The organism is Brevibacillus sp. RS1.1 (assembly GCF_013284365.1).
Classification (GTDB): domain Bacteria; phylum Bacillota; class Bacilli; order Brevibacillales; family Brevibacillaceae; genus Brevibacillus; species Brevibacillus brevis_D.
Genome location: NZ_JABSVA010000003.1, coordinates 568,928 through 582,447, shown reverse-complemented (window position 1 = coordinate 582,447; position 13,520 = coordinate 568,928). Strand labels below are relative to the sequence as shown.

Below are 13,520 nucleotides of genomic sequence, written 5' to 3'. Positions count from 1 at the left end.
TGACACGTGCAAAACTTGACAAAAGAACATTTTGAGCCAATTTCCGTTGACCTTCGTCAAGCAGAATCAATCAAGCGCCCTAGTCTCTCTTTCTGGTCTGACGTTTGGCGTCGTATGAGAATGAATAAAGTTGCAATGGCTTCCATGATCTTCATTATTGCCTTGATCGTATGTGCCATTGTGGTTCCATGGCTTACTCCACAAGATTATTTTACGACCGATTTGGCTGGGAAGAACAAGAAGCCATCTGCTGAACACTGGTTTGGTTCAGATGACTTGGGTCGTGACGTATTTGAGCGAATCTGGTACGGTGCACGTATCTCTCTGCAAGTAGGTCTTGCCGCAGCGTTTATCGATCTGATCATTGGTGTGATCTGGGGCGGTATCGCAGGTTTCTATGGTGGCAGAGTAGATGAAATGATGATGCGTTTCGCGGATATCCTGTTTGCGATTCCTTACCTGCTGGTCGTTATTTTGTTGATGGTTGTGTTAGAGCCTGGTGTCGGAACGATTATTATTGCCTTAACGATAACGGGATGGATCGGTATGGCCCGGATTGTGCGTGGTCAGATCCTTCAATTGAAAAACCAAGAGTTTGTTCTGGCAGCGCGCTCCCTTGGTGCTGACGCTAACCGTCTGATCTTCAAACACTTGATTCCTAATGCTTTGGGTCCAATCATCGTAACATTGAGCTTGACTGTACCTTCCGCGATTTTCGCAGAATCCTTCTTGTCCTTTATCGGGTTAGGGGTTTCAGCACCGATTGCATCGTGGGGAACGATGTCCAATGAGGGCTTGCCGGCCATGAAGTACTATCCATGGCGTCTGACATTCCCGGCAATCTTTATTTCATTGACCATCTTGGCATTTAACTTGTTCGGTGACGGTCTGCGCGACGCAGTAGACCCACGCCTGCGTAAATAGGAGGGATAGTCGTTATGGAACGCATTCTTGATGTAAAAGACCTGCACGTATCCTTCCATACGTATGCAGGTGAAGTAAAAGCAGTCCGCGGTGTGAATTTTCACGTCAACCGCGGAGAGGCTGTAGCGATTGTAGGGGAGTCCGGTTGCGGTAAATCCGTAACCGCTCAAACCCTCATGAAGCTGATTCCTATGCCTCCAGGTGAAATTAAAAAGGGACAAATTCTCTTCAATGGCGAGGATATCGTCAAGAAGTCGAAAAAAGAGATGGAATCGATCCGCGGTAAAGATATCGGGATGATTTTCCAAGATCCAATGACTTCCTTGAACCCAACGATGACCATCGGTAGCCAAATTACCGAGGGTTTGATCAAGCACCAAAACATGTCGAAAGCTGCAGCACGTGATCGTGCTATTGAGCTGTTGACTATGGTTGGTATTCCGCAACCTGAGAAACGTGTGGAGCAATATCCACACGAGTTCTCTGGCGGTATGCGTCAACGTGCGATGATCGCGATTGCTCTCGCTTGTTCACCGAAGCTGTTGATCGCAGATGAACCGACGACAGCTTTGGACGTAACGATTCAGGCGCAAATTTTGGACCTGATGAAAGAATTGCAAAAGAAAACAGGCACTTCCATTATCTTGATCACGCATGACCTTGGTGTTGTTGCCGAGATGTGTGACCGCGTAATCGTTATGTACGCAGGAAAAGTGATCGAGACTGGAACCGTTGACGATATTTTCTATAATCCGCAACACCCTTACACGAAAGGTTTGCTTCGCTCGGTACCACGTCTTGACTTGAACCGTGACGAGCCACTGACACCGATTTTTGGTACGCCGCCAGACCTTCTGCGTCCGCCTGTTGGCTGTGGATTCACTGCGCGTTGCGAATCAGCGATGCGTGTGTGCCAAGAGATCGATCCTGAGCTGAACGACATCAGCACTACTCAGCGAGCAGCTTGTTGGCTTCAACATCCGCTTGCTCAGAACCGTGCGTAGAAGGAGGGATATCAGTGGATAAACGTGAAAATTTGATTGAAGTACGCAATCTAAAAAAATTCTTTTCCATTGGCGATAACACGCTGAAAGCTGTGAATGATATCTCGTTTGAGATCAAACGTGGAGAAACACTGGGCATAGTAGGAGAGTCAGGCTGTGGAAAGTCCACTGCTGGTCGTACCATCTTGAGACTGTATGATGCGACTGAAGGGGACGTCCTGTTTGAAGGCAAGAGCATCATGAATTTGAACCAGCAGGAAATGAAGGCGATGCGCCGCAACATGCAAATGATTTTCCAAGACCCTTACGCTTCGTTGAATCCGCGTATGACAGTCGGGGATATCATTGGCGAGGCGCTGGATATTCATGGCCTGGCATCTGGTCAAAAGCGCAAAGAGCGCATTCAGGAGCTCCTTTCCTTGGTTAGCTTGAATCCTGAGCATATGAATCGCTTCCCACATGAGTTTTCAGGTGGTCAGCGCCAACGTATCGGAATTGCCCGTGCATTGGCAGTAGAGCCAAAATTCATCGTGTGTGACGAGCCAATCTCTGCTTTGGACGTATCCGTACAAGCACAGGTTGTAAATCTGCTCGAACAGCTGCAAGAAAAAATGGGCTTGACCTACATGTTTATTGCGCATGACTTGTCCATGGTAAAATACATTTCCGACCGTGTAGCGGTTATGTATCTGGGGAAAATGGTTGAGCTGGCAGAAAGTGATGCTTTGTATGAAAAGCCACTCCATCCGTATACGCAAGCGCTGTTGTCTGCGATTCCGATCCCGGATCCAGAAATTGAGCGTAACCGTGAGCGAATTGTACTGCAAGGCGATGTACCTAGCCCAATGAACCCACCAAGCGGTTGCCATTTCCGTACGCGTTGCCCGAAAGCAATGCCGGAATGCGCTGCATCCGTACCTGTGTGGAAAGAAGTAGAGCCAGGACATTTCGCTGCTTGTCATTTGTATAACTAAATCAATTACAAATAGCGAGTTCCGAGGCTACTCGTGCAGCCCGGAACTCGTTTCCCTTCATAAGGGAGGTTTTACCTCTGAAAAAAAATGGGTATTGTACCCAGAGGCAGTTTTTTCAGGGGTATTTTTTCGGAGTTCTTGCACTGGAAAGTCGTAGCAGTGATAAAGGGGGCAAGTAGCATGAGCAAATTTTTGTCGCCACGATGGAAAAAGAAGGAGGGAATATCGAATCTCTTAAAAAAAGTGAACCTGACTAGCCAAGTAGCATCGGAAAAGCTAAAAGGCTCACTTGCCACAAAGATGATTGTGTTTGGTCTAATTCTTGTACTTATTATTATCGGTTCTTTGCAATACATAGCCCTTTCCTTTTCGAAATCAACATTGTTTAGCATAACCTCTAACCAAGCGAAAATGCTGGCTGACCAGCATGCAAATAGCATGGAAGATGACTTGAAAGCGATTGTGAACTCCACCAAATCGGCAGCATCCAAACGTGTGATGATGACAGAGCTGCAACCGCTTATCATGGAGCAATTTACCCTATTGCGTCAGGCCCATAAAGAAGTATCCCGAATCTATTTAATCGACACAACTACCGGGAAATCCCTATATTCCTTGACGGGAACAAATGAGATTGACTTTAAGCAAAAGCAATACTTCCAAAGAGCGCTAACCACGAAATCTTTGGTCGTTTCTGATGAAGAAATCGTTGAAGGTAGCAACAAGAGTTTTCTTTATATTGCGACACCCATTGGGGAAAAGGCGGATGAAACAAGCCGGTTGTTCGTTGTTGGCTTTACGATTGATCAAATGATTCAAAAGATTCCTGAGATCTCTTTCATGGAGAATGGCTACGCATTTGTCGTTCGCCAAGATGGTTTGGTTGTGGCCCATCAAAATCCGAACAACAACAACAAGCTCGTGCTGGCTGGGGACAAAGATTATGAAAAGATGCTGGCCCTGATGAAGCAGGAGACAAGTAACAGCTTATTGTACTCGGACCATGGAATTGATTCATTTGCAGCTTTTGCACCGATTCCCTTGTTGAAATGGAATGTCGTTTTGTCTACGGGGACTGACGAGGTGTATGGTGAAGTAGACGGAATGTGGCTGTACTTCGTACTCTTCAGCTTGCCGATCATCGGACTCTCGGTTTGGGCGATCTGGTGGTTTGCGAAACGGATTCGACTGTCTCTGTTCGCGATCGCGCAGGATATGGATCAAATCGGCGCGGGGCATTTTAATATCAACGTAAAAGTAAACGGAAATGACGAGCTGGCTATGGTTGGCCGCAAAATGAATGACATGGCGGCTGAACTCCGCAAGCTGATTGCCCTTGTACAAGGACAAGCGACTCAACTGAACGTAGCGACAGATGAGCTGACTCTATTTGCGCAAGAAAACAAGGGAGCCATTAACGTCATCACGGATAATATTTCGACGATTGCCCAACGCGTCTCTACACAGACGAATGAAGTGCAAGCAACGGCTAATACCGTCTCGGAAATATCGGAAGGTGTTGAGCAGGTTGCTGTGGCTGCCGAATCTACATCGGTTGCCACGACTCGTACGTTTGAGAGAGCGCAAGGCGGTATGGAGTTAGTCGAGAACGTAATCAATACGGTAAGACGTGCCACTAGTGAGGTAGAGCGTACTGCTGGGCAAATGCACAGTCTTCGTGAGCGGGCTCGTGAAATTACGAGCATCGTTGAAATGATTACGAGTATTGCATCACAGACGAATTTGTTGGCGCTGAATGCAGCTATTGAGGCTGCGCGTGCTGGAGATGCTGGACGTGGCTTCTCAGTTGTAGCCAGCGAGGTTCGCAAGCTCGCAGAGGAAAGCAGCTCCTTCTCTGAGCGTATCGCTGCCATTGCCCATTCGATCAATGATGAGGCAATGGATATGAGCAAGCATATGGACGAGATCGTTACCATGGTGAGTGGAGGCTTGCAGTCTGTAGAGTCTGTGGGTACTGCTTTCCATAATATCGTGGCAGAGATTCAATCGGCTGCCGAGCAAAGCGAATCGATGACGGCGACCTCGGAAGAGATGGCGGCTGGTAATCAGGTAGTGACGAACTCCATGCAACGTCTTGCCACCATGTCGGATGAAATTAGTGAATCCATTTCAGGTGTGGTAGAGACTGTGGATGAACAATTGAATTCAATTGCACGCATTAATGAAAACGTAGAGCAATTGAAAAAAATGGCGGATGAGTTAACCCAAAATGTGAGCCGATTCGTCATTTAAGAAAGTGTCCCTTCTGCTAGTAGCGGAAGGGATTTTTTCGCTTTCGAGAAGATAATCTTGCCGTTTTTGTGTGAATATTTTCCTTTCATGATGGTGAGAATAAAACCATGAATGGAGGGAAGAGACTGCTATGAAACGGAATGGATACCTCGCTCTATGCTTCCTTATGTGCTTTACCATCTTTTCTCCGATGGCGATTGCCAAAGAAAAGGCTGGACAGCAAAAGAGTGACAATCATTTTGCCCCACAAGCTTCATCCGCAGTGATGATCGAAGCGGATACGGGAACAGTCTTGTATGAAAAGAACGCCAATGAAAAAATGCCACCCGCCAGTATCACCAAAGTAATGACCATGCTTTTGATCATGGAAGCGGTGGAGCGGGGAGAGCTTAAGCTTACCGATAAGGTTCGAACAAGTGAAAGAGCAGCATCGATGGGCGGGTCGCAAATCTTTCTACAGCCCGGTGAAGAAATGACGGTAGAGGACATGTTGAAAGGGATTGCGATTGCCTCAGGGAATGATGCCTCTGTAGCGATGGCTGAGCACTTGGCTGGAACGGAAGAGAGTTTTGTCACGCGAATGAATGAACGGGCACAGCAGCTCGGCATGAAAAATACGCATTTTGTCAACTCGAATGGACTTCCTGCTGCGAATCACTACTCATCGGCAGGAGACATTGCGATCATGTCACGCGAGCTCTTAAAACACGAAGGCATCACGAAGTTCACTGGTACGTACCAAGACTACTTGCGAAAAGATACAGAAAGCCCCTTCTGGCTTGTGAATACGAACAAGCTGGTGCGCTTTTATGAAGGGGTGGACGGTTTGAAAACAGGGTACACAGGCGAAGCGAAATACTGTTTAACAGCGACTGCCAAACGCAACAACATGCGTGTCATTGCAGTCGTTTTGGGTGAGCCTGATGTAAAAACACGCAACAATGAAGTATCGACCATGTTCAATTACGCATTCACGCACTTTCAGGTGACGCCGATGTACAAAAAGGGAGAACCTGTGCGCACACTCGTAGTAGATAAGGGTCAGAAATCGCAAATCAATGCGGTGACACCCCATGCAGTTAGTTTGTTGATGAAAAAAGGAGAATCGGCTGATACCTTCCAGAAGGAAATTGTCATCAAGGAAGCGGTTCACGCACCGATAGCAAAGAACCAAGTAATCGGCCACATTTTCATCCGTACAAAGGATGGCAAGGAAGTGAACCGAATCGATCTGTTTCCAGAAGATCAGGTAGAGAAAGCCAACATGTGGGAGATTCTCAAGCGAACCACCAAGAGCATTTTGATTAGCTACTAGCAGACAGCATGAGCGCGAAAAGAATCGAGTTGCCCCGAATGGAATGGCGCGGCTGCTCGATTTTTTTGTTCTTTTGTCGGCTGGCAGGAATTGGTTTCGCCGAGGAAGAAAGAGAGTTTCTATCAAGGGAGAAGGAGTGTGGCAGCTATGAGTTTACGAGTTGCGATGGAGACACGGCAGGACGTGCTAGTGATCCGTTTGCAGGGTGAGCTTGATCATCATACGGCAGAGGAGTTGCGCAAGAAGGCGGATGATCTTTTGCGTACCTCTACTATCCGTCATATTGTGCTGAGTTTAGCTGACTTGACGTTTATGGACAGCTCGGGTATTGGGGTTATTTTGGGAAGATACAAGCAGATTTCTGCCCGATCTGGAGAAATGTACGTCTGCTCGATCAATCCTACGATCTATCGAATATTTGAGATGTCCGGGTTATTCAAGGTAATCAAGTTTCGCGAAAATGAAGCGGATGCTTTGCATGTTCTGGGGGTGGCGTAATGATGGTACAGCGTAACTTTATGTCAGTGTCGTTTGCAGCATTGAGCCAAAATGAAGCATTCGCACGTGTAGCGGTTGCAGCCTTCATTTCGCAACTCGATATTACGATGGACGAGCTGGAAGAAATCAAAACCGTTATATCCGAGGCTGTTACGAATGCCATTATCCATGGTTATGACGAAAATCCAGAGGGTGTGGTACAGATCTCTGTGCGAATTCAAGAGGACAGCATTGATCTGATTGTGGAAGACAATGGACGTGGAATTGAGGATGTGGAGCAGGCCATGCAGCCACTCTATACGACAAAACCGGAGCTTGAGCGCTCTGGGATGGGCTTTACGATTATGGAGAATTTCATGGATTCTTTGGAAGTGGCAACGGTTGTGGGTAAGGGAACAACTGTCCGCCTCACCAAACGCCTGGCGTTTGCCAAAGCCTTGCAAAATTAGGGGTAGTGCCAATGGGTGCCGATATCAAAAACGCGAGTCAACCATTTCTGACCAATGACCAAGTAAAAGAGCTAATCGCCAAGAGCCAAGCTGGCGACACTGAGGCACGCGAGCTTCTCGTCAACAGCAATATCCGGCTGGTCTGGTCCGTCGTCCAGCGCTTTATCAACCGTGGATACGAAGCGGATGATTTGTTTCAGATCGGTTGTATTGGCCTATTGAAGGCCGTAGACAAGTTTGATCTCTCCTATGATGTTCGATTCTCAACCTATGCTGTGCCGATGATTATCGGGGAAATTCAACGTTTCTTACGCGATGACGGTACAGTAAAGGTAAGTCGATCACTCAAAGAAACAGCCAATAAGGTACGACGCACAAAGGATGAGCTGTACAAGCAATTCGGTCGCGCACCCACGATTGCTGAGGTTGCGGACGCGGTGGGGATTACACCAGAAGAAGTCGTGTTTGCCCAAGAGGCAAATCGGGCACCTTCTTCCATCCATGAAACGGTTTTTGAAAATGATGGGGACCCCATTACACTGATCGATCAGATTGCAGATGAAGGGGTCAACAAGTGGTTTGAAAAGATTGCGCTCAAGGATGCGATCAGTCGATTGAGCGAGCGGGAACAACTCATTGTCTACCTGCGCTACTACAAAGATCAGACGCAGTCGGAAGTAGCGGAGAGACTGGGAATCTCGCAAGTGCAGGTATCGCGCCTCGAGAAGCGCATTTTGCAAACGATCAAAGACCAAATTGAGCACTAACAGATCCAAACGCTCCAGTCACTACGTGGCTGGGGTGTTTTGTTTTGTGTACAACGACTCGACGCTTTTCATTAAACAGAAGGTGACCACCTGCAGTCAGCAAATGAACGGTCATTTCCGTTTATCTGCATGGGTTTTGTGCCTCGGCACATACTAGCGAATAATCAGGTATGTGATGGAAGGGGAAGGTACCATGAAAGACGCGTTGTTTCTGCGCCTGAGAAAGCGATTGGCGGTAAAGCCACAAGCCATGATTACGCTTGGGGATATTTGCCAGCTTTACTGGGATGGAGAGCGCGAGGAAGCGTTAAAGCGGATGCCCATTTACCAGGCAAAGCCAACAGATGGCAATTTGATCATCATCGATATCATGCAGGTGATTAAAAGGCTGCGTTCAGTCTATCCCGACGTGGAACTGGACGTCCAGGGTGCTCCCCAAATCATTGTGGAGGTGCTTAGTCCACGAAAGAAAGCAAACCCGATTTTGGTGGGGATGGTGTGGCTTCTGCTGTTCATTGGCTCAGGATTGGCGATCATGAATTTCCATACCGATGTCAGTATGATGCAGGTTCACGAACGAATCTACTATTTGATTACAGGTGAAAAAAGTCATCAGCCCTTGTGGATGCAAATTCCATACTCTATCGGAATCGGCTTGGGGATGATTCTGTTTTTCAATCATATCTTCCAGAAAAAAATCAACGAAGAACCTAGTCCGCTAGAAGTTGAATTGTTTATGTATCAGCAAAGCCTAGATCAATACTACATACAAAATGAAAACAAGGAAAACCAACGGACGAAGAAATGAGCGTCATCAAGTGCTTGTTGCTTATTTTGATCGGGCTGGGTGGAGGACTTGCAGTAGGGAGCGGGCTGGTCGCGTTTATTACCGTTCTGGACATCATTCCTAGGTTGACACAATTAACGAATGCTCAACGATATATCCGCTCGCTGGAATGGGCTTTGGTGGCAGGAGCGCTTTTTTTTACGTTTATTGATTTTTTTCATTGGGGAGCTCATTTGCCGGTGATTGTTTCTTCGATTTACGGGATATTTGCAGGGATATTTGTGGGGACACTCGCCGCAGGCCTAACGGAGGTACTGAATGTCTTCCCGATATTAGCGAAGCGAATCCACATGGATGGCAGTCTTCTCTTTCTGTTGATGGCCGTCGTTTTGGGAAAAGTGACGGGTTCCTTACTACAATGGCTGCTTCATCTGTGAAATGGTAAATACCACTATTCATAGACATCTTTAGAAAAAGGAAGGATATAGGAAGAAAGCATACACAGGGAGTGAAAGGGCATGGCAACCAAAACAAAATCCAAAAATTCCGGATCGATGCAGATGACCAAACAACTGTATCAACAGCAGGCTTCGAAGTTCCAGCCCAAACGAAACGTTCTGCTGAACTCGTTTCGTGCATTCTGGGTAGGAGGGACCATATGTTTGTTGGGTCAGGCTATTCAAAATATGTATATTACCTTCTTCGGATTTACGGAGAAAACGGCAAGCAATCCGACCGTTGCGACGCTTATCTTTCTATCTGTTTTGCTGACAGGATTAGGCGTGTATGACAATATCGGGCAGTATGCTGGAGCAGGATCAGCCGTGCCTGTTACAGGCTTTGCCAACTCGATCGCTTCTGCTGCCATCGAACATCGGAGCGAGGGGTTGGTGCTCGGCGTTGGCGGAAATATGTTTAAGCTCGCTGGTTCGGTCATTGTATTTGGGGTTGTTGCTGCTTTCATTGCGGGAATTATAAAGAGCCTGTTCAACATGCTTTTCTAAGGGAGGGCTGCGGGTGTCAAACAATCAACCAGTGAAACGAGTCAATCGGCAAACCTGGCACTTTGATCAAAATGTTCGTCTGCAAAGCTCGGCAGTTGCTGTGGGACCAAAAGAAGGTGAAGGACCACTGGCGCACTTGTTTGATAAAATTCACGACGATATGTATGCAGGCCAACAGACATGGGAAGACGCCGAACGCCAGATGATGGAGGATGCAGTCAATACCCTGTTGCAAAAGGCGGGCATCACAGGCAAGGATGTGGATCTCATTCTCGCTGGCGACCTGTTGAATCAGAACATCACGACCAACTTTACAGCAGAAAAGTTGGCGATGCCTCTACTCGGCATGTACGGAGCGTGCTCAACCTCGATGCTCACACTGGCAAATGCGGCGGCTCTGGTAAACGCAGGCTATGCAAATAAGGCGATCGCTGCTTGCAGTAGCCACAATGCCACAGCGGAGAGGCAGTATCGTTATCCCACGGAATACGGAGGACAGAAGCCCCCAAGTGCCCAGTGGACGGTGACAGGAGCAGGTGCAGGATTGGTTGGAATCGGGGGAAATGGTCCACGCATTACATATGCGACGATGGGAAAAGTAGTGGACATGGGGATTAAAGATCCGTTCGACATGGGGACGGCCATGGCTCCAGCTGCTGCATCAACGATCCAGACACATTTTGAAGATACGGGGCGCTCCCCACAATCCTATGACTTGATTGTGACTGGCGACTTGGCTGCTGTCGGGTACCCGATTCTAAAGGAGCTCATGTTAAGCGAAGGCTATGATATGGATCAAGTCTACAATGATTGTGGGTTGATGATTTACTCCCCAGATCAGGATGTATTTTCAGGTGGGAGCGGTTGCGCAAGCAGTGCCGTGGTCACGTATAGCTACATTATTGATCAGCTAAACCGTGGTTTACTGAAAAATGTATTGGTTTGCGCCACGGGAGCACTTTTAAGCCCGGTAAGCACTCAGCAGGGAAATTCGATACCGTGCATCGCACATGCGGTTGCGCTTGAAGGAGGCAGCTAATGGAATACCTGATTGCTTTTGTCGTAGGGGGATTGGTTTGTGTAGTGGGTCAACTCCTTCTTGATGTTGGCAAGCTAACGCCTGCTCATGTCATGAGTACGCTGGTCGTGGCAGGAGTCTTTCTCGATTTTATCGGCGTGTATGACAAATTTATCGATTTCGCAGGCGCAGGTGCGACTGTACCGATCACGAGCTTTGGTCACTCTTTGTATCATGGAGCCATCAGCGAGGCCGAACAACATGGATTGATCGGTGTAGCAACGGGGATTTTTGAGGTCACGAGTGCGGGTATATCGGCTGCGATCGCATTCGGATTTTTTGCTTCTCTCATTTTTAAACCCAAAGGGTAAGTCTAGGCAGTAAGGCGGTGACCCAGCATGGACCCAGTACGCCGGAAAGTCATATTGGTGACAGACGGTGATCATATTGCCCAAAAGGTTATCGAGAATGTCGCCAAACAATTTGGTGGTCGATGTATCTCACTGTCTGCCGGGAATCCGACTCCACTGCGAGGGAATCAGATGGTCGAACTGATTAAGATGACACCTTATGATCCTGTTATCGTCATGTTCGATGACAACGGAGATTACGGCAAGGGGAGAGGGGAACAAGCACTCGAATACGTGGTGAAGCATCCTGATATTGAAGTAATTGGTGCGATTGCAGTAGCCTCGAATACACAATGGGTCAAAGGTGCGACGGTCGCTTATTCCGTCAATAACCAAGGACAAATTGTAGACGAAGCGGTGGACAAGGACGGGTACGCAGATGAGCAACTTCAGCATCATATTTATGGAGATACCGTAGACATCTTGAATTCTCTGCATGTACCCAATGTCATCGGGATTGGAGATATAGGTAAAATGGAGGGGAGGGACAGCTTGCAAAACGGTTGTCCCATCACGAAGAGAGCGGTGCAATGGATAATGGAAAGGAGCGGCGCTCATGGCACAGGTCACTGAAAAACGTCATCCCATCTCGCCTTATCTGGAAGAGAATCAGAAGTATTTGAACGACAGACTTGGTGTCGGCAAGAGTTTTGATATTGGGGTCCATGATTTTTATGTGGGCCATACACGCATGTTGTTGTATTACATAAACGGCTTCGCGGAAAGCCTACTGATTTCGCAGATCATGCGTGAGCTGAATGATGTACGTGAGCGGGATATGGCTGACAACGCTTTCGACCATTTGTTTCACAAATTCATCCCTTTCTACCAACTGAGTAAGGTAGATACGACTGACGAGTTTATGGATAAATTGCTCGTCGGTCAAGTAGGTCTGATCATTGACCGATCTTCCCACGCCATTATCCTCGATGCCAAAATCCTGCCAAATCGCACACCGCAGGAGCCAGATACGGAGAGGATCGTACGCGGAGCGCATGACGGTTTTACAGAAGTACTTGTAACCAATACGTCTCTTACCCGCCGAAGAATACGTGACGAACGGCTCCGATTCGAAATCATGCAGATTGGGGAGCGTACCAAAACAGATGTTGCGGTTGCCTACTTGCACGATGTAGCGAATGAAGAGCTCGTCCATACGTTGAAGGAGCGTCTACAAAACATCCAGATTGACGGGATCCCGATGGCAGAAAAAACCGTCGAAGAATTTATCATCGGAAAAACGTTGAACCCTTTTCCATTAGTCCGCTATACAGAACGTCCCGATGTGGCTGCTGTACATCTATTGGAAGGTCACGTACTGATTTATGTGGATACTTCGCCAAGTGTCATGATCACACCCGCCACCTATTTTCATCATGTCCAGCATGCGGAGGAATATCGGCAAACACCGGTAATCGGTGCTTATCTGCGCTGGGTTCGTTTTCTGGGAATCTTTGCATCGGTTTTTATATTACCGATCTGGTTGCTTTTGGTCATGCACCCTTCCATGATACCGGAGCCGCTTCATTTCTTAGGGATCAAAAAGATGGGCAGCATTCCTATTTTGGCACAATTCGTGATCGCTGAGCTCGGTCTGGACTTGATGCGGATGGCCGCCATTCATACGCCTGCGCCGCTCTCGATTGCCGTAGGTTTATTGGCCGCGATTCTGGTCGGGGACGTGGCGATCAAGGTAGGACTCCTAGCACCCGAGGTTATTTTGTATTTGGCAGTGGCGGCAATTGGGATGTACTCGACTCCCAGCTATGAGCTGAGCTTGGCAAATCGACTTATTCGCTTGTTTTTGATACTTATGGTAGGCTTTTTCTCTACGCCTGGACTGATGATCGGAATTACGCTCATCCTGATTTTCTTGGCTTCCACTCGTTCGCTCAATACGCCTTACTTATGGCCATTCATTCCATTCAACTACAAAGGGATGAAAGATATTGTGGTACGGCTGGCTGTGCCGAGCAAAAACAACAGGCCGAGTATCGTTCGCTCGCAAAATTCCTCTCGGCAATAATATTCTGAAAACGGATGGGATCACCCATTGTCAAACGCACAACCTTGTAGTAAATTGTAGGGAAGCCTTACGAACAATAGTTTCTGTATGG

General features: G+C 47.6%; 15 protein-coding genes. All 15 read left to right on the top strand.

The annotated features are described in order from the left end of the window. The first annotated feature begins 6 nt into the window (after window positions 1-6). The 15 genes from HP570_RS13180 to HP570_RS13110 all read left to right on the top strand — a co-directional run bounded on the left by HP570_RS13180 (window position 7) and on the right by HP570_RS13110 (window position 13,429). Complete coding sequence (locus HP570_RS13180) at window positions 7-924, top strand: ABC transporter permease (protein ID WP_012686080.1); 918 nt, start codon at window positions 7-9, stop codon at window positions 922-924. A gap of 14 nt (window positions 925-938) precedes the next feature. After that, the gene (locus HP570_RS13175) at window positions 939-1,928 is read left to right on the top strand and encodes an ABC transporter ATP-binding protein (protein WP_012686081.1); all 990 of its coding nucleotides are present in this window, start codon (window positions 939-941) and stop codon (window positions 1,926-1,928) included. 14 nt (window positions 1,929-1,942) lie between these two features. Continuing rightward, a complete protein-coding gene (locus tag HP570_RS13170; protein WP_012686082.1) occupies window positions 1,943-2,902 on the top strand; it encodes an ABC transporter ATP-binding protein in 960 nt (319 codons plus the stop codon). A gap of 180 nt (window positions 2,903-3,082) precedes the next feature. Beyond that, window positions 3,083-5,155 (top strand): methyl-accepting chemotaxis protein, encoded by a 2,073-nt coding sequence (locus HP570_RS13165; RefSeq protein WP_173626020.1) that lies wholly within the window; start codon window positions 3,083-3,085, stop codon window positions 5,153-5,155. Between the two features lie 130 nt (window positions 5,156-5,285). After that, window positions 5,286-6,470, top strand: coding sequence for a D-alanyl-D-alanine carboxypeptidase family protein (locus tag HP570_RS13160; RefSeq protein WP_173626019.1), 1,185 nt, complete (start codon window positions 5,286-5,288; stop codon window positions 6,468-6,470). Between the two features lie 147 nt (window positions 6,471-6,617). Beyond that, window positions 6,618-6,968 carry an anti-sigma F factor antagonist gene (spoIIAA, locus tag HP570_RS13155; protein WP_007724108.1) on the top strand — a complete coding sequence of 117 codons (351 nt, stop codon included), beginning with the start codon at window positions 6,618-6,620 and terminating at the stop codon, window positions 6,966-6,968. Beyond that, window positions 6,968-7,417 carry an anti-sigma F factor gene (gene spoIIAB, locus HP570_RS13150; protein ID WP_007724107.1) on the top strand — a complete coding sequence of 150 codons (450 nt, stop codon included), beginning with the start codon at window positions 6,968-6,970 and terminating at the stop codon, window positions 7,415-7,417. Before spoIIAA ends, spoIIAB begins: the two co-directional genes overlap by 1 nt. Before the next feature lie 11 nt (window positions 7,418-7,428). Next, window positions 7,429-8,184: an RNA polymerase sporulation sigma factor SigF gene (gene sigF / locus HP570_RS13145; protein ID WP_005827375.1), complete on the top strand. Its 756-nt coding sequence runs from the start codon at window positions 7,429-7,431 to the stop codon at window positions 8,182-8,184. A gap of 193 nt (window positions 8,185-8,377) precedes the next feature. Then, complete coding sequence (locus HP570_RS13140) at window positions 8,378-8,992, top strand: stage V sporulation protein AA (RefSeq protein WP_087343636.1); 615 nt, start codon at window positions 8,378-8,380, stop codon at window positions 8,990-8,992. Continuing rightward, window positions 8,989-9,408, top strand: coding sequence for a stage V sporulation protein AB (locus HP570_RS13135; protein ID WP_012686088.1), 420 nt, complete (start codon window positions 8,989-8,991; stop codon window positions 9,406-9,408). The genes HP570_RS13140 and HP570_RS13135 overlap by 4 nt, the downstream gene beginning before the upstream one ends. An 81-nt stretch (window positions 9,409-9,489) precedes the next feature. Next, window positions 9,490-9,975 carry a stage V sporulation protein AC gene (spoVAC, locus tag HP570_RS13130; RefSeq protein WP_041749384.1) on the top strand — a complete coding sequence of 162 codons (486 nt, stop codon included), beginning with the start codon at window positions 9,490-9,492 and terminating at the stop codon, window positions 9,973-9,975. A gap of 13 nt (window positions 9,976-9,988) precedes the next feature. Next, the gene (gene spoVAD / locus HP570_RS13125) at window positions 9,989-11,014 is read left to right on the top strand and encodes a stage V sporulation protein AD (protein ID WP_173626018.1); all 1,026 of its coding nucleotides are present in this window, start codon (window positions 9,989-9,991) and stop codon (window positions 11,012-11,014) included. Then, window positions 11,014-11,364 carry a stage V sporulation protein AE gene (spoVAE, locus tag HP570_RS13120; protein WP_007724093.1) on the top strand — a complete coding sequence of 117 codons (351 nt, stop codon included), beginning with the start codon at window positions 11,014-11,016 and terminating at the stop codon, window positions 11,362-11,364. Before spoVAD ends, spoVAE begins: the two co-directional genes overlap by 1 nt. A 27-nt stretch (window positions 11,365-11,391) precedes the next feature. Continuing rightward, on the top strand, window positions 11,392-11,976 hold the full coding sequence (gene spoVAEA, locus HP570_RS13115; RefSeq protein ID WP_012686091.1) for a stage V sporulation protein SpoVABEA: 585 nt from the start codon (window positions 11,392-11,394) through the stop codon (window positions 11,974-11,976). Then, on the top strand, window positions 11,960-13,429 hold the full coding sequence (locus tag HP570_RS13110; RefSeq protein WP_012686092.1) for a spore germination protein: 1,470 nt from the start codon (window positions 11,960-11,962) through the stop codon (window positions 13,427-13,429). Before spoVAEA ends, HP570_RS13110 begins: the two co-directional genes overlap by 17 nt. The last annotated feature ends 91 nt before the right edge of the window (window positions 13,430-13,520 follow it).

What these genes read in the sequence shown, in the direction of transcription:
- HP570_RS13165 (WP_173626020.1), top strand. Translation starts at nt 3,083, where the DNA reads ATGAGCAAATTTTTGTCGCCACGATGGAAAAAGAAGGAGGGAATATCG.
- spoIIAA (WP_007724108.1), top strand. Translation starts at nt 6,618, where the DNA reads ATGAGTTTACGAGTTGCGATGGAGACACGGCAGGACGTGCTAGTGATC.
- HP570_RS13160 (WP_173626019.1), top strand. Translation starts at nt 5,286, where the DNA reads ATGAAACGGAATGGATACCTCGCTCTATGCTTCCTTATGTGCTTTACC.
- HP570_RS13110 (WP_012686092.1), top strand. Translation starts at nt 11,960, where the DNA reads ATGGCACAGGTCACTGAAAAACGTCATCCCATCTCGCCTTATCTGGAA.
- HP570_RS13135 (WP_012686088.1), top strand. Translation starts at nt 8,989, where the DNA reads ATGAGCGTCATCAAGTGCTTGTTGCTTATTTTGATCGGGCTGGGTGGA.
- spoVAC (WP_041749384.1), top strand. Translation starts at nt 9,490, where the DNA reads ATGGCAACCAAAACAAAATCCAAAAATTCCGGATCGATGCAGATGACC.
- spoIIAB (WP_007724107.1), top strand. Translation starts at nt 6,968, where the DNA reads ATGATGGTACAGCGTAACTTTATGTCAGTGTCGTTTGCAGCATTGAGC.
- spoVAEA (WP_012686091.1), top strand. Translation starts at nt 11,392, where the DNA reads ATGGACCCAGTACGCCGGAAAGTCATATTGGTGACAGACGGTGATCAT.
- HP570_RS13140 (WP_087343636.1), top strand. Translation starts at nt 8,378, where the DNA reads ATGAAAGACGCGTTGTTTCTGCGCCTGAGAAAGCGATTGGCGGTAAAG.
- sigF (WP_005827375.1), top strand. Translation starts at nt 7,429, where the DNA reads ATGGGTGCCGATATCAAAAACGCGAGTCAACCATTTCTGACCAATGAC.
- spoVAE (WP_007724093.1), top strand. Translation starts at nt 11,014, where the DNA reads ATGGAATACCTGATTGCTTTTGTCGTAGGGGGATTGGTTTGTGTAGTG.
- HP570_RS13175 (WP_012686081.1), top strand. Translation starts at nt 939, where the DNA reads ATGGAACGCATTCTTGATGTAAAAGACCTGCACGTATCCTTCCATACG.